This window comes from Streptomyces sp. DH12, assembly GCF_020873895.1.
GTDB lineage: Bacteria > Actinomycetota > Actinomycetes > Streptomycetales > Streptomycetaceae > Streptomyces.
Map to the genome: position 1 here is coordinate 23,563 of NZ_JAHWGT010000048.1, position 20,163 is coordinate 43,725.

Annotated in this window: 16 protein-coding genes and 1 pseudogene; 7 read left to right on the top strand and 10 right to left on the bottom strand. The window is 73.9% G+C overall.

The features are described from left to right. The first annotated feature begins 272 nt into the window (after positions 1-272). Positions 273-1,412, top strand: coding sequence for an AI-2E family transporter (locus LPA54_RS30095; protein ID WP_306806558.1), 1,140 nt, complete (start codon positions 273-275; stop codon positions 1,410-1,412). Between the two features lie 69 nt (positions 1,413-1,481). Here LPA54_RS30095 and LPA54_RS30100 read toward each other — a convergent pair whose 3' ends face one another. The 4 genes from LPA54_RS30100 to LPA54_RS30115 all read right to left on the bottom strand — a co-directional run bounded on the left by LPA54_RS30100 (position 1,482) and on the right by LPA54_RS30115 (position 5,743). Beyond that, the gene (locus LPA54_RS30100; protein ID WP_228983724.1) at positions 1,482-2,273 is read right to left on the bottom strand and encodes a cytochrome d ubiquinol oxidase subunit II; all 792 of its coding nucleotides are present in this window, start codon (positions 2,271-2,273) and stop codon (positions 1,482-1,484) included. A 26-nt stretch (positions 2,274-2,299) separates the two neighbouring features. Beyond that, positions 2,300-3,649, bottom strand: coding sequence for a cytochrome ubiquinol oxidase subunit I (locus LPA54_RS30105; protein ID WP_228983728.1), 1,350 nt, complete (start codon positions 3,647-3,649; stop codon positions 2,300-2,302). Positions 3,650-3,767: 118 nt separating this feature from the next. Further along, positions 3,768-4,433 carry a response regulator transcription factor gene (locus tag LPA54_RS30110; protein WP_228983729.1) on the bottom strand — a complete coding sequence of 222 codons (666 nt, stop codon included), beginning with the start codon at positions 4,431-4,433 and terminating at the stop codon, positions 3,768-3,770. Next, entirely contained in the window at positions 4,430-5,743 is a 1,314-nt protein-coding gene (locus LPA54_RS30115) for a sensor histidine kinase (RefSeq protein ID WP_228983732.1), read from the bottom strand. Before LPA54_RS30115 ends, LPA54_RS30110 begins: the two co-directional genes overlap by 4 nt. 424 nt (positions 5,744-6,167) lie before the next feature. On the opposite strand from LPA54_RS30115, the gene recA reads away from it, so the two are divergent. Both recA and recX read left to right on the top strand, forming a co-directional pair. After that, a complete protein-coding gene (recA, locus tag LPA54_RS30120; RefSeq protein ID WP_228983733.1) occupies positions 6,168-7,304 on the top strand; it encodes a recombinase RecA in 1,137 nt (378 codons plus the stop codon). A gap of 3 nt (positions 7,305-7,307) precedes the next feature. Beyond that, a complete protein-coding gene (gene recX, locus LPA54_RS30125; RefSeq protein WP_228983735.1) occupies positions 7,308-7,877 on the top strand; it encodes a recombination regulator RecX in 570 nt (189 codons plus the stop codon). Between the two features lie 275 nt (positions 7,878-8,152). On the opposite strand, the gene LPA54_RS30130 is transcribed toward recX, so the two are convergent. The 5 genes from LPA54_RS30130 to LPA54_RS30150 all read right to left on the bottom strand — a co-directional run bounded on the left by LPA54_RS30130 (position 8,153) and on the right by LPA54_RS30150 (position 13,666). Continuing rightward, positions 8,153-10,033 (bottom strand): FAD-dependent monooxygenase, encoded by a 1,881-nt coding sequence (locus LPA54_RS30130; RefSeq protein WP_228983736.1) that lies wholly within the window; start codon positions 10,031-10,033, stop codon positions 8,153-8,155. 236 nt (positions 10,034-10,269) lie between these two features. Next, entirely contained in the window at positions 10,270-11,190 is a 921-nt protein-coding gene (locus tag LPA54_RS30135) for an amino acid ABC transporter permease (protein ID WP_228983738.1), read from the bottom strand. Further along, positions 11,187-11,861 (bottom strand): amino acid ABC transporter permease, encoded by a 675-nt coding sequence (locus LPA54_RS30140; RefSeq protein WP_228983739.1) that lies wholly within the window; start codon positions 11,859-11,861, stop codon positions 11,187-11,189. The genes LPA54_RS30135 and LPA54_RS30140 overlap by 4 nt, the downstream gene beginning before the upstream one ends. A 146-nt stretch (positions 11,862-12,007) precedes the next feature. Further along, entirely contained in the window at positions 12,008-12,826 is an 819-nt protein-coding gene (locus LPA54_RS30145; protein WP_228983749.1) for a glutamate ABC transporter substrate-binding protein, read from the bottom strand. Between the two features lie 54 nt (positions 12,827-12,880). Beyond that, entirely contained in the window at positions 12,881-13,666 is a 786-nt protein-coding gene (locus LPA54_RS30150; protein ID WP_306806557.1) for an amino acid ABC transporter ATP-binding protein, read from the bottom strand. Positions 13,667-14,115: 449 nt separating this feature from the next. Between LPA54_RS30150 and LPA54_RS30155 the strand changes: the two are divergent. Both LPA54_RS30155 and LPA54_RS30160 read left to right on the top strand, forming a co-directional pair. Next, positions 14,116-14,832, top strand: a pseudogene (locus LPA54_RS30155) (response regulator transcription factor); the annotation flags it as partial. 195 nt (positions 14,833-15,027) lie between these two features. Beyond that, a complete protein-coding gene (locus LPA54_RS30160; protein WP_228983740.1) occupies positions 15,028-16,452 on the top strand; it encodes a HAMP domain-containing sensor histidine kinase in 1,425 nt (474 codons plus the stop codon). Here LPA54_RS30160 and LPA54_RS30165 read toward each other — a convergent pair. Continuing rightward, positions 16,431-17,447, bottom strand: coding sequence for a TAXI family TRAP transporter solute-binding subunit (locus LPA54_RS30165; protein ID WP_228983741.1), 1,017 nt, complete (start codon positions 17,445-17,447; stop codon positions 16,431-16,433). The genes LPA54_RS30160 and LPA54_RS30165 overlap by 22 nt on opposite strands. A 241-nt stretch (positions 17,448-17,688) precedes the next feature. On the opposite strand from LPA54_RS30165, the gene miaB reads away from it, so the two are divergent. Both miaB and LPA54_RS30175 read left to right on the top strand, forming a co-directional pair. Further along, positions 17,689-19,206 carry a tRNA (N6-isopentenyl adenosine(37)-C2)-methylthiotransferase MiaB gene (miaB, locus tag LPA54_RS30170; RefSeq protein ID WP_228983742.1) on the top strand — a complete coding sequence of 506 codons (1,518 nt, stop codon included), beginning with the start codon at positions 17,689-17,691 and terminating at the stop codon, positions 19,204-19,206. 153 nt (positions 19,207-19,359) lie between these two features. Continuing rightward, entirely contained in the window at positions 19,360-20,118 is a 759-nt protein-coding gene (locus LPA54_RS30175) for a hypothetical protein (RefSeq protein ID WP_228983744.1), read from the top strand. The last annotated feature ends 45 nt before the right edge of the window (positions 20,119-20,163 follow it).

A 20,163-nucleotide genomic window follows, 5' to 3' on the forward strand; every position in this document is an offset into this window, starting at 1 on the left:
CGCCGTCCGCCGTCCGTCCACCGGCCGTCCCCGGCCGGTTGTCCACAGGGCCCCGGCAGGCTGTCGCAGCGGTGAGCGACACTTGCCCCGTGGCCCCGACTGACGAGACCCAGAACCCCAGCCCCGACCCCGACCCGTCCCCCAGCGGGGCTCCCCGACCCGACCCCGCAGCCGCCCCCGCCACCGCGGTCGGCGCGACAGCCGGCGCCCCGGCCGCCGGCGCCCCCGCCCCGGGCGCCCCGGCCGCGCTGTCCGCCCCCGCCGTGGCGCGCATGCCCCGCTGGCTGCCCCGCGCCATGGTGCTCGCGCTGGCCCTGTACGCCTGCTTCCAGTTGGGCAGCTGGGCCTTTCACCAGCTCATCGGGCTGCTCCTCAACATCCTGATCGCGTTCTTCCTCGCCCTCGCCGTCGAGCCCGCCGTGGGCCGTATGGCGGCCCGGGGCATGCGCCGGGGCCTGGCCACGTTCCTGGTGTTCCTGAGCGTCCTCGCGGTGGGCGTGGGGTTCGTCGTCCTGCTCGGGTCGATGCTCGCGGGGCAGATCGTCAGCATGGTCGACGACCTCCCCAAGTACCTCGACTCGCTGATCAACTGGAGCAACCAGACCTTCGACACCCGGCTGTCCAGGGTCGCCGTCCAGGACAGCCTGCTGCGCTCGGAGTGGCTGCGGCAGTACGTCGAGAACAGCGCGAGCGGCGTGCTGGACGTCTCCACCACCGTCCTCGGCGGCCTCTTCAAGCTCCTGACGATCTTCCTGTTCTCGTTCTACTTCGCCGCCGACGGCCCCCGGTTGCGCCGGGCCCTGTGCTCCGTGCTGCCCCCGGCCAAGCAGGCGGAGGTCCTGCGCGCCTGGGAGATCGCCGTCGACAAGACCGGCGGCTACATCTACTCGCGCGGGCTGATGGCGCTCTTCTCCGGCCTGGCCCACTTCGTCCTGCTGGAGTTCCTCGGTGTGCCCTACGCGCCGGCGCTCGCCGTGTGGGTCGGCCTCGTCTCGCAGTTCCTGCCCACCATCGGCACCTATCTGGCGGGCGCCCTGCCGATGCTCATCGCGTTCACCGTCGCCCCCTGGTACGCCCTGTGGGTCCTGGCGTTCGTCGTCGTGTACCAGCAGTTCGAGAACTACCTGCTGCAGCCGAAGCTGACCGCCAGGACGGTGGACATCCACCCGGCGGTCGCCTTCGGATCGGTCGTGGCGGGCACCGCCCTGCTGGGCGCCGTCGGCGCGTTGATCGCGATCCCCGCGGTCGCCACCCTCCAGGCGTTCCTCGGCGCCTACGTCAAGCGGTACGCCGTCACGGAGGACCCGCGCGTCCACGGGCACCGCAGGCACGGCGAGATGGTCCTGGCCCGGGTGCAGCGGGCGCTGCGCACCAGCGGCCGGGACGGGACGCCACCGAGCGGCGGCGCCTGACCCGGCGCCCGCGTACGTACGCCGAGCCGGGGCGGCGGGGACGTGCCCGGCGGGCGGGGACGTGCGGCCTCACAGGTACGACGGCCCGGTCACGCGCCGACGGAAGGCGTACCAGGTCCACGCCTGGACGGTGACGAGCAGCGGCGTCACGACGAGCAGCGCGGGGACGAGCAGGGCGAGCGTGGCGCCGTCCGCCGCCGACCGGGCCAGCGGCAGCGACGACCCGGCGGCCACCGGCAGGGCCGCCATGAGGACGGCCGTGAGCGCGAACGACTGCCAGGGGCGGGCCCGCCCGACGAGCCGCCGGGCCCGCTCGAAGGGCGGGCCGGTCAGGCGGACGGCGGCGAAGCCGGCCCCGTGCGCCGCGAACAGCGCGGCCACGGCGAAGGCCGCGACCACCGCCGCCGCGCCGCTCGCGGGCACGTGGGGCGTACCGGTGAGCAGCCCCGCCAGCAGCCGGCCCCAGGACAGGGCCACCGCCCAGCTGCCGCACACGGTCGCTCCGTCGCACACGGCCCGCCAGACGGCCCCGGCCCGGCCCGTCACACGCCCGCGCGACCACAGCCCCGCGTCCCGGACCATCCACCCGGCCAGCAGCGGGACGACCACGGTGAACTGGCCGCTGAGCACCTCGCCCTCCAGCACCGGGAAGCAGCCGACGAACACGCCGGCGGTGGCGACCAGCCACACCTCGTTGCCGAGGAGGAACGGCGCGAAGGACGCGACGACCAGCCGGCGCTCGTCGTCCGAGCGGCCCAGATGGGGCAGGAGCATCCCGGTGCCGATGTCCGCACCCGCGAGGACGAAGTAACCGGCGGCGTAGAAGCCGAGCAGGAGGATGGCCAGGGTGTCGGTGCCCACGGACGGCTCCTTGTGGTGGGTGGGGGTCAGTAGCGCGGGGCGGGGAGGGTGTCGGCCGGGTCGTCGGAGCCCTCGGGGCCGCCCCGGCCGCCCGGGTCGTCGGCGGTCCCGTCCGCGGCCGGGCCGGCGGCGCGCTCGTCACGGCCCAGGCCGACATCGGCCGGGCCGCGGCGGGCGAGCCGTACGAGCAGCCAGGCGTTGACGGCGGTGAGCAGCACGAAGAGGGACGTGAAGAGGACCAGGGAGGCGCGCATCGCGGTGGGGGAGAGGTCGGAGACCGCGTCCTCCGTCTTCAGCAGCCCGTACACCACCCACGGCTGGCGGCCCGCCTCGCGGAACACCCAGCCGCTGGTCATCGCCACGTACGGCAGGGGAACGGCGGCGATCAGCGCCACATGCCACACCCGGAAGCGGAAGACGGCCTGCCGGAAGAAGGCCAGGACGAACCCGGCGAACGTGAAGTACAGCATCAGCGCGAAGACGAGCAGCATCACCAGGGCGCCGCCCCGGGTCCACGCCTCCGACGGGACGTAGTCACCGGGCCCGAAGGCCGCCGTCAGCTCCGCCTGCAAACGGGCGATCTCCGCCCGCTCGCCCCGGAACACCGCGGACTTCACGGGCTGGAGCGTGGCGAGTGACGACAGCTGGAGCCCGCCGAAGACCGCCGTCGCCAGCAGGGCGGGGAACGACAGGAACACCCCCAGGCGGAGGCTGCGACCGAAGAACTCCCACTCGGACGTCCGCCGGAACAGGTGGTAGGCGCTCACGCCCGCCATGAAGAAGCCCGCCGTGACCAGCGCCCCGGCCGCGATGTGGCCGAACGCGAGCAGCGTGCTGGGATTGGTCAGCACCGCGACCGGATCGTCGAGCACCAGCCGCCCGTCCTCCACGCGGTGGCCCACCGGGTTGTTGAGGAAGCCGTTCGTGACGAGGATCCAGTAGGCCGAGGCGTACGCGGTGAGGGTGACGATCCAGATCGCCGCGAGGTGGGTCCAGCGGCCCAACCGGTGCCAGCCGAAGATCCACAGGCCGAGGAAGGTCGACTCGACGAAGAACGCGACGATCGTCTCCACGGCGAGGGACGCCCCGAGGACGTTGCCCGCGTGGTGCGTCAGACCGCTCCAGCTCAGCCCGAACTGGAACTCCATCACGAGGCCCGTGACGATCCCGACGGCGTAGTTGACGACGTACAGCTGCCCCCAGAACCGCACCAGGCGCGCGTCCGGGTCCCGGCCCCCGATCGTCGCCCTCGTCTGCAGGCACGCGACGACGGTCGCGAGGCCCAGCGTGAGGGCGACGAACAGGAAGTGGCCGCCGGCCGTCAGCGCGAACTGCAGGCGGGCGAGATCGAGGACTTCCGAGACGTCTGGTTCCACACCGCCACCCTCGGTGCGGGACACCGGCCCGGTCGTCACCCCCCGGTCGTCGGTCGCCGTACCCCACTGGTTGCGCCCCGCCCCGCGCGCGTACCCCCCTGGTCGTGGTCCGGGGGGGTCAGGCGAGCCAGCCGGGCGTGATCATCCCCGACTCGTAGGCGAGGACCACCAGCTGCGCCCGGTCGCGGACGGCGAGCTTCGTCATGATCCGGCTGACGTGCGTCTTGGCGGTGGCGGGCGAGAGGACCAGCCGCCGGGCGATCTCGTCGTTCGACAGGCCCGCGCCGACCAGGCCCATGACCTCCCGCTCCCGCTCGGTCAGGGCGTTCAGCCGGGGGCTCGGATCCGGCTGCCGGGCCCGGCCCGCGAACTCGGCGATCAGACGGCGGGTCACGGCGGGGGCGATCAGCGCGTCGCCGCGCGCCACCACGCGCACGCCGTGCAGGAGCTCCATCGGCTCGGTGTCCTTCACCAGGAAGCCGGACGCCCCCGCGCGCAGCGCCCCGTACACGTGGTCGTCGACGTCGAAGGTCGTCAGGATGACCACGCGCACGTCCGCCAGGCGCGGGTCGGCGGTGACGCGGCGCGTGGCCTCCAGGCCGTCCGTGCCCGGCATCCGGATGTCCATCAGAACGACGTCCGGGAGCAGCTCGCGGGCGAGGGCGACAGCCTGGTCGCCGTCGGCGGCCTCGCCCACGACCTGGATGTCCGCCTCGCCGTCGAGGATCGACCGGAACCCGGCCCGTACGAGTGTCTGGTCGTCGGCGAGCACGACGCGGATCATGCGGTCCCCCTGGTGGTGGTGGTGCCGGTGGTGTCGGTGCCGGTGCTGGTCGTGAGCGGCAGTCGGGCCGAGACCCGGAACCCCCGGCCGGTGCCACCGGCGGTGAGGTCGCCCCCGAAGGCCCTCGCCCGCTCGGCCATGCCCTGGACGCCGCTGCCGCCCGGGGCCGGCCCGTCGGGCGCTCCCTCGCCGTCGTCCTCGACGCACAGCCGCAGCTCGTCCGCCGCCCACGACAAGGTCACCACGGCGGTCCTCGCGCGGGCGTGCCGGGTCACGTTCGTCAGGGACTCCTGCACGATCCGGTACGCGGCGAGGTCCAGGGCCGGGGGCAGGGGCCGGGGGGTGCCCTCGGCCCGGGTCACGACCGTCAGTCCGGCCGCGCGCGCCCGCTCGGCCAGCTCCTGGAGGCGGTCCAGCCCGGACACGGGCGAGGTCGGTGCCGGCTCGTCGGCCCGGCGCAGCGCGACGAGCGTGCCGCGCAGCTCCCGCAGCGCGTCCTTGCTGGTCGCCTTGACGGCCTCCAGGGCCTCCGTGGCGACGAGCAGGGCTTCGGCCGCGTCGGGGCCCTTGGCCAGCCGGTGCAGGGCGGCGCCGGACTGGACGTTGATCAGCGAGATGCTGTGGCCGAGGACGTCGTGCACCTCGCGCGCGATGCGCAGCCGCTCCTCCGTGGCGCTCTGCCGCGCCCTGGCCTCCTGCTCGCGCTCGGCGGCCAGCGCCCGCTGCTCCACCTCGTGGAGGTACGCCAGCCGGGTGCGCTGCGCGCGTCCCACGGCCACCAGGCTGACCAGCCAACCCGCCAGCATCACGAGGGAGGTGTCGTCGATCTGGCGGCGGCCCGGTCCCTGGCGGATCTCCCCGAGCCCGACGGCGAGCAGCGTGACGGAGGCCAGGGCGACGGCGGCGGCGAACCGGCCCTCGGCGGCGGCCGTGTACAGGGCCAGCGCGAAGGTGACCATGAGGGGGCCGTCGTACGTGCTCGTCGGGTAGTAGACCGCGCAGGCGGCGAGGGTCAGGGCGGCGACGGCGACCGGCGCGCGGCGCCGCACGGCGAGCGACCCGCAGCCGACCGCCACGAGCGCCCAGCCGAGCGCGGTACGGCCCGGCGCCTCGCTCTCCCCGCCCGCGGTCACCGACGCGGCGGTCCAGCCGACGACGAAGAGGGTGACGACCGCGGTCAGTGCCAGGTCGGCCTTCCGCACGGCGGGCACCGCGGCGGCCGCGGCGGCCACGGCATCCGGCGGGAGGCCCGACGGCGAGGCCGCCCGCGCGGACGGCCGACCGCGGCGGACGGGGGAGCGGAGGGGCATGCCAGGAAGGATAGGCGCCGGCGGCGACACGCACGCGGGGACGGACGCGGAGGGCGCTGCAAAGGGCGCTGCCACGGGCGGGTCGGTCGCCTCCTCGGCGTCGCTCACCGACCGTCCACCGGCCCGGAAGAGTCACGCGCGGGTTGCGCGGGGTGTCGGCGGGCCCGAGTGGGGGAGACGGGTGGGGCGCACCGGTGGCGCGCACCGGTGGGGTCAGGGCCTTGCGAGACCCTCCGTCCACAGTCGGTGTGGCTCGCTTGACACCAAAATCGAACATCCATTCTGATGGGGGCGTGGTCTGGCCCCCCGCCTCTGCGGCGGGAGGTTTTCCACAGGCCGGGAGGTCCGTCGAGGCGCGTTGTCAGTGGCAGGGGTTAGCGTCTTTGACGTGAAGCGATCGACTCAAGCAAACCGGGTGGAACCCATGGCAGGAACCGACCGCGAGAAGGCGCTCGACGCCGCGCTCGCACAGATTGAACGGCAATTCGGCAAGGGCGCCGTGATGCGCATGGGCGACCGGACGAACGAGCCCATCGAGGTCATCCCGACCGGCTCGACCGCGCTCGACGTCGCCCTCGGCGTCGGTGGCCTGCCGCGCGGCCGCGTGGTGGAGGTCTACGGCCCGGAGTCCTCCGGCAAGACGACCCTGACCCTGCACGCCGTGGCCAACGCGCAGAAGGCGGGCGGCCAGGTCGCCTTCGTCGACGCCGAGCACGCCCTCGACCCCGAGTACGCCAGGAAGCTCGGCGTCGACATCGACAACCTCATCCTGTCCCAGCCGGACAACGGCGAGCAGGCCCTGGAGATCGTCGACATGCTGGTGCGCTCCGGCGCGCTCGACCTGATCGTCATCGACTCCGTCGCCGCGCTCGTGCCGCGCGCGGAGATCGAGGGCGAGATGGGCGACTCGCACGTCGGCCTCCAGGCCCGCCTGATGAGCCAGGCGCTCCGGAAGATCACCAGCGCGCTCAACCAGTCCAAGACCACCGCGATCTTCATCAACCAGCTCCGCGAGAAGATCGGCGTGATGTTCGGCTCGCCGGAGACCACGACCGGTGGCCGCGCCCTGAAGTTCTACGCCTCGGTGCGCATCGACATCCGCCGCATCGAGACCCTGAAGGACGGCACGGACGCGGTCGGCAACCGCACCCGGTGCAAGGTCGTCAAGAACAAGGTCGCCCCGCCGTTCAAGCAGGCCGAGTTCGACATCCTCTACGGCGAGGGCATCAGCCGCGAGGGCGGCCTGATCGACATGGGCGTGGAGCACGGCTTCATCCGCAAGGCGGGCGCCTGGTACACGTACGAGGGCGACCAGCTCGGCCAGGGCAAGGAGAACGCCCGCAACTTCCTCAAGGACAACCCCGACCTCGCCAACGAGATCGAGAGGAAGATCAAGGAGAAGCTGGGCGTCGGCGTCCGGCCCGAGGCGCCGGCCGCGGAGCCGGGCGTGGTCGACCCGGCGGCGGCCCCGGCGGACGCCGCGGGCGACGCCGCCAAGTCGGTCCCCGCACCGGTGACCAAGACGACCAAGGCGACCAAGGCCGCAGTGGCCAAGGGGTAATCCATGGCCCGGCGCACCGAATGGCCGGGCGGCAGCCCCGACTCGTCGAGGGCCGAGAAGGAGCTGCCGCCCCAGGACCCGGCTGAGCAGGCGCGGGCGATCTGCCTGCGCCTGCTCACCGGGAACCCGCGCACCCGCAAACAGCTCGCGGACGCGCTGCACAAGAAGGGGATCCCCGAGGAGGTCGCCGACGACGTCCTCTCCCGCTTCGAGGACGTCGGTCTGATCGACGACGCCGCGTTCGCCGGGGCGTGGGTGGAGTCCCGGCACCACGGCCGCGGCCTGGCCCGCCGCGCCCTGGCCCGGGAACTGCGCACCAAGGGGGTCGACTCCGCCGTGATCGACGAGGCCGTCGGCCGGCTCGACGCCGAACAGGAGGAGGAGACCGCCCGGGAGCTCGTCCAACGCAAGCTCCGCTCCACCCGGGGCCTCGACCGAGACCGCCGGCTCCGCCGCCTGGCCGGCATGCTCGCCCGCAAGGGCTACGCGGAGGGCCTGGCTCTCCGCGTCGTCCGCCGCGCCCTGGAGGAAGAGGGCGAGGACACCGAGGACCTGGACTTCGACACCACCTGACGCCCGACGCACGGGTGCCGGCGGCAACCTGAGCGCCCCGACCGTCTTGAGCGCCTCGGGCAATCCGAGCGACCCGAGCGACCCGGGCAATCCGAGGGACCCGGGCAACCCGAGGGACCCGGACAATCCGCGTGACCCTGGCCACCCGGGTGATCCGGGCCGGCCAGGCGTGATCCGGGCCGGCCCGGGGGCAGGGCAGCCCGGGGCCCGGGGGCAGGGCGGGCCCGTTCGCCCCGGTGGTCCGCGCGGGCGTCAACAGGGCCGGCGGTGGGCCGTCAGTGGACGTCCGCCGTCTCCTCGGCGCGTACCCCGCCGTCCTCGCCGTCCTCGCCGTCCGGGTCCTGCGCCGATCCGCCCCGCAGCGCCTCGGCCGCCGCGCGCAGCTCCGCCGGCCGCACCCCCGCGAAGGCCGCCGCCAGGTGCCCGTCGGGCCGCACCAGCAGCACGGTGTGCGCGGCCGCGCCCGGGTACGCCTCCGTGACCAGCAGCTCCCCCCGCACGGGCAGCGCCCGTACCGCCTCCGCCAAGCGTGGCATCACCCCCGCGCTCACCCAGTGGCGCCGGTCCCACACCCCGGTCCCGGGGGCCACCAGCACCACCAGCACGCCCCGCCCCAGCCGGTCCCGCAGCCGCCCCGTCGCGCCGTCCGGCGAGGTCACCGGCACGTCGTCGACCGGCGCGCCCGGCTCCGTACCCACGTCCACCCGCGCCTCGCCGTCGAGCGGTGCCAGGGGCGAGTGGACGTACGACGGCGGGGCGCCCAGCGGGCCGAGGCCCAGGTGCCCGTCGGTCAGCAGGGCGTCGTGCTGCCGCGAGCCGCCCAGGTACGTCCGCAGCCCGCCCCCGCCGCGCAGCACCGGCAGCGACTGGTCCGCCGCCCGCAGCCGCGCGGCCACCGCCGTGCGCCGCTCCGCCTCGTAACTGTCGAGCAGCGCCTCGGACGGGCCGTCGTGCCAGGCCGCGGCCAGCTTCCACGCGAGGTTCTCCACGTCCCGCAGCCCCTCGTCCAGGCCCTGGGTGCCCAGCGCGCCCAGCAGGTGCGCCGCGTCCCCCGCCAGGAACGCCCGGTCCACGCGCCAGCTCCGCGCGAGCCGGTGGTGCAGCGTGTACACACCGGTGTCGACCAGGTCGTACGGCGGCACGTCCGCGCACCACCCCGCCAGGGTCTCGCGGATCCGTCCCACCAGCGCCTCCGGCGTCACCAGGTCGCCGCGCGGCGGCAGCAGCCAGTCCAGCCGCCAGCCGCCCGCCGGGAGTGGACGCGCCGTCACCTCGTCCCCGCCGCCGTGCCACGGCGGCTGACGGTGCAGGACCGCCTCACCCGGCCAGGGCAGTTCGGCGCGGAGCATGGCCACGGCGTGGCGCTCCACGGCCGTGCGCCCCGGGAAGCGGATCCCCAGCAGCTTGCGCACCGTGGAGCGGGCGCCGTCGCAGCCCACCAGATGGCTGCCCCGCCACCACGCCGAGCGGGGCCCGCGGGTGTGCGCGGCGACACCGGTCGCGTCCTGGTCGAGCGCGTCCAGGCGGCTCTCCCCGACGAGCTGCACGAGGCCCCGGGTCCCCGGCGCCGCGATGGCCTGGCGCAGCGCGAGGGTCAGCGCGTGCTGCGGGACGTGCAGCGGCGACTCCACGCCCGGCTCGTCTCCGAGCCTGTACGCCGGCCCGGCGCCGAGCCCGCGCTCCCGCCCGTCGCCAGGCCCGTACGCCGGTCCCTGCGCCGGCCCGTACGCCGGTCCGTACGCCGGCCCGTCGCTCCGCCCTGGCTGCTGTCCGCCCCGGCCCGGCGCCTCCCGGGCCGTCACCCCGCCGCGCCTCTCGTCGTACCCCTCACCGGGCCCGTCACCAGGCCCGCGGCCGCCCACGCCACCCGCCCCGCCGCCACGCGCGCCGGCGAAGGCCACGTGCCGGACGACCTGCCTGCGGCGCATCGACCGCCACCCCGTCCAGCGGGCGCCCTCCTCACGCAGGGTGTCGGCGCAGCCCAGCCGTTCGACGAACGCGGCGATGTCCGGGCGCAGCACGGCGGTCCTGGCCGGGCGGTACTCGTCCTCCCCGGCCCCCTCGTCCAGGACGACCGACGGCACGTCCTGCGCGGCCAGGGCGAGGGCGAGCGCGAGACCGACCGGCCCCGCGCCGACGACGATCACCGGATCCACGGCGTGACTCCTGTGGCTCCTGCGACCTCGGTGGCCATGCGGCGAGCAGGGGAAACGCGTGGGAGTGCGACGGGAACCCGGTGATTGATCACAGAACGTATGCAACCCACTGCGCGTGCTTGCGTCAAGTGACGAGGCAGTGGCGCACGAACGCGTGAAGGGGTGGCGGCTGCTCGCCACCACCCCTTCACGTGACGTCGCGGACCTCCGCCCGCGCCGTCGGCGCTCCCCGGCCGTCAGGTTCCGGTGCCGTGGTCCTTGCGGACGGCCACCTCCTCGGCGACCCCGCCGCCGAGCTCCGTGTCGATGTCCGTGATGTCGACCGTCGCGCCCGAGCTCTTCCCGCCCTGCCGCAGCCGGCGCTCCAGCCAGCCGGCGAACCGGGTGAGCACACCGTTGACCGCGATGAAGAGCAGCGCGACGACGGTGAACGCGGCGATCGTGTTGGCGCCGTAGTTGGCGGTGATCGAGCGGATCTGGAAGAGCAACTCGGAGAAGCCGAGGAGCGCGCCGCCGAGAGCGGTGTCCTTCACGATGACCACGAGCTGGCTGACCAGGGCCGGCAGCATCGCCGTCACGGCCTGCGGCAGGAGCACGTACCGCATGGTCTGGCCCTTGCGCATGCCGATCGCCTTGGCGGCGTCCGTCTGCCCGGCGGGCAGGGAGAGGATGCCGGCGCGGACGATCTCCGCGATGACGGAGGCGTTGTACAGGACGAGCCCGGTGACCACCGCGTACAGCGGCCGGACCTCCGACTCGATGGTGGTGAACTGCACGAACATGGCGCTGGCGAAGACCATCATCACCAGGACCGGGATGGCGCGGAAGAACTCCACCACCGCGCCGATCGGCACCCGTACCCAGGCGTGGTCGGAGAGCCGCCCGATGCCGAGCAGGGCCCCCAGCGGAAGCGCGATGACCAGCGCGAGCCCCGCCGCCTTGAGCGTCCCCCCGAGGCCGGGGAGCAGGAAGGTGGTCCAGATGGCGGGGTCGGTCACGAAGGGTGACCACTTCTGGGCGGTCAGCTGGTTCTTCTCGGCCATCATCGACAGCGCCCACCAGACGCCGGCCGCCAGCAGGACGAGGAAGAGCGCGGAGTAGAGGAGGTTCCGCCGCTTGGCCCGGGGTCCCGGGGTGTCGTACAGCACGGAACTCATCGCTTCACCGCCATGCGCTTGGCCACCCAGCCCAGGAGCAGGCCGGTGGGGAGGGTGAGGAGAACGAACCCGAAGGCGATGACGCCGAACACGGCGAGCAGCGCGTCGGCCTCGTTCTCGACCATTTCCTTCATGAGGAGGGAGGCTTCCGCGACGCCGATCGCCGCGGCGACGGTGGTGTTCTTCGTCAGCGCGATCAGGACGTTGGCGAGCGGGGCGATCACCGAGCGGAACGCCTGCGGCAGCACGATCAGCGTCAGCACCTGGAAGAAGCTGAGGCCCAGTGCCCGCGCCGCCTCCGCCTGGCCCACGGGCACCGTGTTGATGCCGGAGCGCAGGGCCTCGCAGACGAAGGTGCCGGTGTACGCCGCCAGGCCGAGGACCGCCATGCGGAAGCCGATGGTCTTGGAGTCGTCTCCGGCGAGCGTCATCCCCAGCGTCTGGTAGAGCACGAGCGAGCAGCCGATGAGCACGATGGTCAGCGGCGTGTTGCGCACCGCGTTGACATACGTGGTGGCGAAGCCCCGCATCAGCGGCACGGGGCTGACCCGCATCCCCACCAGGAGCGTGCCCAGGATCAGGGACCCCAGCGCCGAGTAGAGGGCGAGCTGGACCGTCACCCAGAACGCGCCGAGCAGGTCGTACTGCGGATTATCTAGAAAGTCGAACACGATGACCCGCGCTCTCCCCTGGTTGGATCGTGAGGGCGCCGCCGGCCCGGCCGGGGCCGACGGCGCCTCTCCGCTGCTGCTGGGTGTGCTCCGTCCGCCGCCTCGGGGCGGCGGGACCGCCGCCGCTCAGGCGCGGCGGGGCCGGCTCACTTCTCGGCGATCGCCGGCGCGGGCTCGTTCTTGTAGTTGGCCGGGCCGAAGTTCTTCTTGACGGCCTTCTCCCACGAGCCGTCCGACTTCATCTTCTCGAGCGCGGCGTTGATCTTGTCGCGGAGCTCCTTGTCGCCCTTCTTGAGGCCGATGCCGTAGTTCTCGTCGCTCAGCTTCAGGCCGACCAGCTTGAACTTGCCCTGGTGCTCCTTCTGCGCGGCGTAGCCGGCCAGGATGGAGTCGTCCGTGGTCAGGGCGTCGACCGCGCCGTTCTCCAGGCCGGTGAGGCACTCGGAGTAGCCGCCGAACTCCTGGAGGTCGGCCTTGGGGGCCAGCTTCTCCTTGACGTTCTGCGCCGAGGTCGAGCCGGTGACCGAGCAGAGCTTCTTGGAGTTGAGGTCCGAGGCCTGCTTGACCGAGTTGTCGTCCGCGCGGACCAGCAGGTCCTGGTGGGCGAGGAAGTAGGGACCGGCGAAGTCCACCACGGCCTTGCGCTTGTCGTTGATCGAGTAGCTGGCGACGATGAACTTCACGTCACCGTTGCGGATCAGGTTCTCGCGCTCACCGCTGGGCGCCTGCTTGAACTCGATCTTGTCGGCGCCGTAGCCGAGCTCCTTGGCGACGTACGTGGCGACGTCGACGTCGAAGCCGGTGAACTTGCCGTCCGGTGTCTTCAGGCCGAGACCGGGCTGGTCGTACTTGATGCCGATGACGATCTTGTCGCCGTCGCCGCCACTGCCGGAGCCACAGGCCGTCGCCGTGAGCGAGAGGGTGGCGACCGCGGCGAGGGCCGCACTGGTCTTGCGGAACTGCATGGTGAACATCCCTTGTGTCGTGGTCCGGCCGTGGTGGTGCGGCATCGGGGTGGGTCAGTGGTGGAGGATCTTCGACAGGAAGTCCTTCGCCCGGTCGCTGCGCGGGTTGCTGAAGAACTCCTCCGGCGACGCCTCCTCGACGATCCTGCCGTCGGCCATGAAGACGACCCGGTTGGCGGCGGACCGCGCGAAGCCCATCTCGTGCGTGACGACGACCATCGTCATGCCCTCCCGCGCGAGCTGCTGCATGACCTCGAGGACCTCGTTGATCATCTCCGGGTCGAGCGCCGAGGTCGGCTCGTCGAAGAGCATCACCTTCGGGTCCATGGCCAGCGCCCGCGCGATGGCCACGCGCTGCTGCTGGCCGCCGGAGAGCTGCGCGGGGTACTTGTCCGCCTGCGAGCCGACGCCCACCCGGTCGAGGAGCGACCGGGCGTTGCGCTCGGCGGCCTGCTTCTCGGTCTTGCGGACCTTGAGCTGGCCCAGCATCACGTTCTCGAGCACCGTCTTGTGCGCGAAGAGGTTGAAGGACTGGAAGACCATGCCGACGTCGGCCCGCAGCCGTGCCAGCTCCCTGCCCTCGTCGGGCAGCGGCCGGCCGTCGATGGTGATCGTGCCGGAGTCGATGGTCTCCAGGCGGTTGATGGTGCGGCACAGCGTGGACTTGCCGGATCCGGACGGTCCGATCACGACCACGACCTCGCCGCGGGCGATCGTCAGGTCGATGTCCTGGAGCACGTGCAGCGCGCCGAAGTGCTTGTTGACGTTGCTCAGTACGACCAGGTCGCCCGCCGTCGGTGCGGCGTCCGCTGCGCCCTTGGTGACTGACACTCCGCTCATCGCCTCTCGCTCCGTCCTGCTCGGTTGCAGAGGACATTAAGCACGGCTGACGAGCAGCGTCATCACATCTGAGCGGAAATTGAGCATAACGATCCGGCCGCAACCGGACACACCGCGTGAACAGGGCGGTGAGCCGTAATACCGGCTGCGTAACGGAACGCGGCGCACCTGGTCGCCGCACTTGACTCGCGCCGTCGTCATCGGAGTTCATGCGGTGTACGGAACGGCGCCCGGGCACCGCCATGCCCTGGCACCATTCAGGTGCACCGAAGACGCTGCACCCGAGACACCGCACCGACGCCGTACACCCGTACGAGCACCCGCACGGACCCGTACGGCCCGCGCGCAGGCCGTACCGGCCCCACCCGCACGGGTGACGGCGTACGCGTCGGCATGCGCGTACGCTCGCACGCCGTACGCCCAGGACCGCTTCCGGAGGGGGGCCCGAAATGAGACTGCTGCTGGTCGAGGACGACGACCACGTCGCCGCCGCTCTGTCCGCCGTCCTCAAGAAGCACGGCTTCGCCGTCACGCACGCCAGGAACGGCGAGGAGGCGCTCAAGGCCGTCCTCCCCTCCGACGAGCCCGGCAGGGCGCCCTTCGGCGTGATCCTCCTCGACCTGGGCCTGCCCGACCAGGACGGCTACCAGGTCTGCGGCAAGCTGCGGAAGCTCACCTCGACGCCGGTGATCATGGTGACCGCCCGTGCCGACGTGCGCTCCCGCATCCACGGCCTCAACCTCGGCGCCGACGACTACGTCGTCAAGCCGTACGACACCGGTGAGCTGCTCGCCCGCATCCACGCCGTCAGCCGGCGCGCCACCGGCGCCGGCGACCCCGAGGACACCGGCTCCCTGCCCGTGATCGGCAGCCCGGCCGAGCCGCTGCGCCTCGGCCCCGTCGTCGTGGAACTGCCCACCCGCCGGGTCAGCGTCGACGGCACGCTCGTCCCGCTCACCCGCAAGGAGTTCGACCTGCTGGCCCTGCTCGCCCAGCGGCCCGGGGTGGTGTTCCGCCGCGAGCAGATCATCAGCGAGGTGTGGCGCACCAGCTGGGAGGGGACCGGCCGGACCCTGGAGGTGCACGTGGCGTCCCTGCGCGCGAAGCTGCGGATGCCGGCGCTCATCGAGACCGTGCGCGGCGTCGGCTACCGCCTCGTCGCCCCGACGACGACCCCCGGCGCCCCGCCCGCGCCCCCCGTCACGCCCCCGCACACGGCCCCCGCGCCCCCCGGCGCGACCCCGACCACCCCGCCCGCGCCCCCCGTGGCGTCTCCGCTCGCGCCGCCCGCCGTGCCCCCGGCCGCGCCGCCCGCCGCGCCTCCGGGCGCCTAGCGCCGGGCCCCGGAACGACCGGCGACCGTGCGCACCCGACTCCTCCCGCTCCTCATCGTCCTCATGGCCGGCGTCCTGCTCGCCCTGGGCTTCCCGCTCGCCGTGAGCATGGCCTCGGCGTACCAGCAGACCGTCGTCGTCGACCGCATCGACGACACGGCCCGGTTCGCGGCCCTCGCCCAGTACGTCACCGAGAGCGGCCCCGGCATAGACGAGCGGAAGGCCACCCTCCAGGGCGAGCTGCTCCGCTACCAGGACGTGTACGGCATCCACGCGGGCGTCTTCTACCGCGACGGCAGCGCCATGGCCGCAGCCCCCGAGGGGTGGCGGGTACCGGACGAGGGCGAGCTGCGGCGCGCCCTCGTCGAGGCCCGGCTCGGCCGCCGCTCGCACGACCCGCCCCAGGTGTGGCCCTGGCAGCCGGACGCCCGCCTGGCGGTCGCCTCGCCGGTCGTACGCGACGGGGACGTCGTCGCGGTCGTGGTCACCGACTCGCCGACCGGGCAGCTGCGCGCGCGGACCCTGCGCGGCTGGCTGGTCATCGCGGCCGGCGAGTGCGCGGCCATGCTGCTGGCCGTCGGCGCGGCCTTCCGCCTCACCGGCTGGGTCCTGCGGCCCGTCCGCGTGCTGGACGCGGCCACCCACGACATCGCCACCGGCCGCATGAACTCCCGCGTCGCCGCCGCCGGCGGGCCGCCGGAGCTCCGCCGCCTGGCCCGCTCCTTCAACGAGATGGCCGACAACGTCGAACAGGTGCTGGAGCAGCAGCGTGCCTTCGTCGCCGACGCCTCGCACCAGCTGCGCAACCCGCTCGCCGCGCTCCTGCTGCGCATCGAGCTGCTCGCGCTGGAGCTGCCCGACGGCAACGAGGAGATCGCCTCCGTCCAGGCGGAGGGCAAGCGCCTGGCCCGGGTCCTGGACGACCTGCTGGGCCTGGCGCTGGCCGAGCACGCCTCCGCCGACCTGCGGCTCACCGACATCAAGGAGCTGGCCGCCGAGCGGATCGCCGCCTGGCGGCCCCTCGCCGACGAGCGGGGCGTACGGCTGACGGGGACGGGACCCGCCGTCACGGCCTGGGCCGACCCCGTCGCGCTGTCGAGCGCGCTCGACGCGGTGATCGACAACGCGCTGAAGTTCACTCCGCGCGGCGAGGAGGTCACGGTCGAGGTCGCCGCGCGGGGCGACACCACCACCGTCGTGGTCAGCGACAACGGCCCCGGACTCACCGACGAGGAACTCGGCCGCGTCGGCGACCGCTTCTGGCGCAGCGGCCGGCACCAGAACGTCCAGGGCTCGGGCCTCGGCCTGTCCATCACCCGGGCCCTGCTCGCCGCCGGCGGCGGCTCCCTCGACTTCGCCCGGAACGACCCGCACGGCCTGCGCGTGACGGTCTGTCTGCCGCGCACCGAGCCGGCGACCGCCGCCGGTGCCTACGGCTTGACCGACCGGTAGTAGCGGCGGGCGCCCTCGTGCAGGGGCAGCGGGTCGGTGTAGAGCGCCGTCCGCAGGTCGACGACCTGCGCGGGGTGCACCTCCCGGCCGATGCGGTCCCTGCTGCCGATGACCGTCCGCGTGACGCCCTCGGTCAGCGCGGCGTCGATGCGGTCGGTCGTGACCAGGAGGTTCGCCACCGCCACCGTCTGCACCGGCTCGCCGTCCTGGGCCAGCGGGTAGGCGTCCGCCGGGATCACGGCGGAGCGGTAGTACCGGCTCGGGCCGCCCTCCGCGTGGACGGTGTCGACGAGTTCCTGCTCCAGCGGCACCAGCCGGATCGGGAAGCGTTCGGAGAGCCGCAGGACGGCGTTGGTGGGCAGGCCGCCCGACCAGAAGAACGCGTCCAGCCGGTCCTGCTCCATCAGCGCCGGCATGGTGTCGATGCCGGCCGACACGGCCCGTATGTCCTTCTCCGGGTCCAGCCCCGCCGCGCCCAGCAGCCGGTCCGCGAGCAGCCGCACGCCCGAGCCGGGCTGGCCGACGCCGACCCGCAGCCCGGCCAGGTCGCGCGCGGACCGCACGGCGGAGCCCCGGGGCACGACGAGCTGGACGTAGTCGTCGTACAGCCGCGTGCAGCCCCGCAGGCCCGCGGCGCCGGGCCGGCCCTCCTGCACGTACGTGGCGACGGCGTCGGCCGTGGCGATGGTGAAGTCCGCCTCACCGGACGCCACGCGGGAGAGGTTCTGCTGGGAGCCCTCGCTGTCGCGCAGCGTGGTCGACACGTCGGGCAGCCGCCGGTCGAGCGCCTCCTGGAGGAGCTGGCCGTACCGCTGGTAGACCCCGGTCCGCACGCCCGTGCTGAAGGTGATCTCCCCGCTCGGCTGCCGCTGCCCGAACGGCAGCAGCCACCACAGCAGCCCCCCGACCAGCGCCAGCAGCGCCGCCGCGAGCGGCAGGGCGCGGCGGCGGCCGGCGCGGAGCACGCGGGCGGACCGGTTCGGGGAGGCAGGCATACGGCGATCCTGCCAGCCGCGCCCCCGCCGGGGGAACCGCGGGCGGCGGCGCGGACCGCGACGGCCCGCCGGCGGGCACCGCGCACCCGGCGCGGGGTCGGCGCCCCGCAGCCGGTCCCGTGCGGGGTGCGCGGCCGGTCCCGGCGCTTCCGCGCACCCCGCCCCGGGCGCCGCCCGCGCCCGGTCCCCGGGTTCCCGGCTCCGGGGCGGAGGCGGTCCCGGCACCGCCTACCCTTGTCCCATGACCAGCAGCGACCGGAGCCAGGCAGTGGACGTCAAGCGAACCTACGAAGTGCGCACCTACGGGTGTCAGATGAACGTCCACGACTCCGAGCGCCTCTCCGGCCTGCTGGAGGACGCCGGCTACGTCCGCGCCCCCGAGGGCGCCGACGGCGACGCCGACGTCGTGGTCTTCAACACCTGCGCGGTCCGTGAGAACGCCGACAACAAGCTGTACGGCAACCTCGGCCGCCTCGCCCCGAGGAAGACCGAGCGGCCGGGGATGCAGATCGCCGTCGGCGGCTGCCTCGCCCAGAAGGACCGCGACACCATCGTCAAGCGGGCGCCGTGGGTCGACGTCGTCTTCGGCACCCACAACATCGGCAAGCTGCCGGTCCTCCTGGAGCGCGCCCGCGTCCAGGAGGAGGCCCAGGTCGAGATCGCCGAGTCGCTGGAGGCGTTCCCGTCCACCCTTCCCACCCGCCGGGAGTCGGCGTACGCCGCGTGGGTCTCCATCTCCGTGGGCTGCAACAACACCTGCACCTTCTGCATCGTCCCGGCGCTGCGCGGCAAGGAGAAGGACCGCCGGCCCGGCGACATCCTCGCCGAGGTGGAGGCGCTCGTCGCCGAGGGCGTCAGCGAGATCACCCTGCTCGGCCAGAACGTCAACGCGTACGGCTCCGACATCGGCGACCGCGAGGCGTTCGGCAAGCTGCTGCGCGCCTGCGGCCGCGTGGAGGGGCTGGAGCGCGTCCGTTTCACCTCGCCCCACCCGCGTGACTTCACCGACGACGTCATCGCGGCGATGGCGGAGACGCCCAACGTCATGCCGCAGCTGCACATGCCCCTCCAGTCCGGCTCGGACACCGTCCTGAAGGCGATGCGCCGCTCGTACCGCCAGGAGCGCTTCCTCGGCATCATCGAGAAGGTCCGCGCCGCCATCCCGCACGCGGCGATCTCCACCGACATCATCGTGGGCTTCCCCGGCGAGACGGAGGAGGACTTCGAGCAGACCCTCCACGTCGTGCGCGAGGCCCGCTTCGCGCAGGCGTTCACCTTCCAGTACTCCAAGCGTCCCGGCACCCCCGCGGCGGAGATGGACGGCCAGATCCCCAAGGAGGTCGTCCAGGAGCGCTACGAGCGCCTGGTCGCCCTCCAGGAGGAGATCTCCTGGGACGAGAACAAGAAGCAGGTCGGCCGGACCCTGGAGGTCATGGTCGCGGAGGGCGAGGGCCGCAAGGACGACGCCACCCGCCGCCTGTCGGGCCGGGCCCCCGACAACCGGCTCGTCCACTTCACCCGGCCCGACGAGGCGGTCCGCCCCGGTGACGTGGTCACCGTGGAGATCACGTACGCGGCCCCGCACCACCTGCTCGCCGAGGGCCCGGTCACGGCGGTCCGCCGCACGCGCGCCGGCGACGCGTGGGAGCGCCGTACGACCGCCCAGGCGCCCGCGCCGTCGGGCGTCCTGCTCGGCCTGCCCCAGATCGGCGTCCCGGCCCCGCTGCCGCCCGCCGCGAACGGCTGCGCCGTCAACTGACGACGCCCCGCCCGAGCGGCTCCGCCCCTCCCTCCGCCCTGACGGCCACCCGCGCGCGGGTGGCCGTCGAGCGCGGTCCGCGTGCCCGGGGCGGTGTGGTCGACGCGCCGGACGGCGCCGCTCCGGCGCTCCCGGGCGGTTACGCTGCGGATCATGCTTGTCGCCGCAGCCGTCTGCCCCTGTCCGCCGCTCCTCGTCCCCGCCGTCGCCGCCGGCGCCGCGCCCGAGCTGGACGACGCGCGCACGGCGTGCCTCGACGCCCTGGGCGTCCTGGCCGCGTCGCGGCCCGACCGGCTCGTCGTCGTCGGCCCCGACCCGTACGCCGACCCCGCGCAGGGCGGCACCCTGGTGTACCCGCACGGCGCCACCGGCGACCTCCGCGGCTTCGGCGTGGACCTCGACGTACGGCTCGGGCCCGGCGAAGCCGACGACACCGCCTCCCGGCTCCTGCCGCCCTCACTGACCGTGGCCGCCTGGCTGCTCCAGCGCGCCGACTGGGCCGACGCCCCCGTCGAGGGCCTCGGCGTGGCCGAACGGCTGGCGCCCGCGCGCTGCGCGGAGGTCGGCGGTGGGCTCGCCGCGGGGGCGCCGCGCGTCGCCCTGCTGGTGATGGGCGACGGCAGCGCCTGCCGCAGCGTCAAGGCGCCCGGGTACCTGGACGACCGGGCCGAGGGCTTCGACGCGGCCGCCACGCGCGCGCTGGGCTCCGCCGACGCCGCCGCCCTGGCCGCGCTCGACGCCGACCTCGCCCACGAACTGAAGGCGGCCGGCCGCGCCCCCTGGCAGGTGCTCGCCGGGGCGGCGGCGGGGTGGACCGAGGCCACCGCGCGCGGGGAGGGCGGTCCGGAGGGGCGCCTGCTGTACGAGGGCGCCCCCTACGGCGTCGGCTACACCGTCGCCACCTGGTCGTGACCCGCGTCCTGCGACCTGACACACGGGCATGACACACGGCGGGGG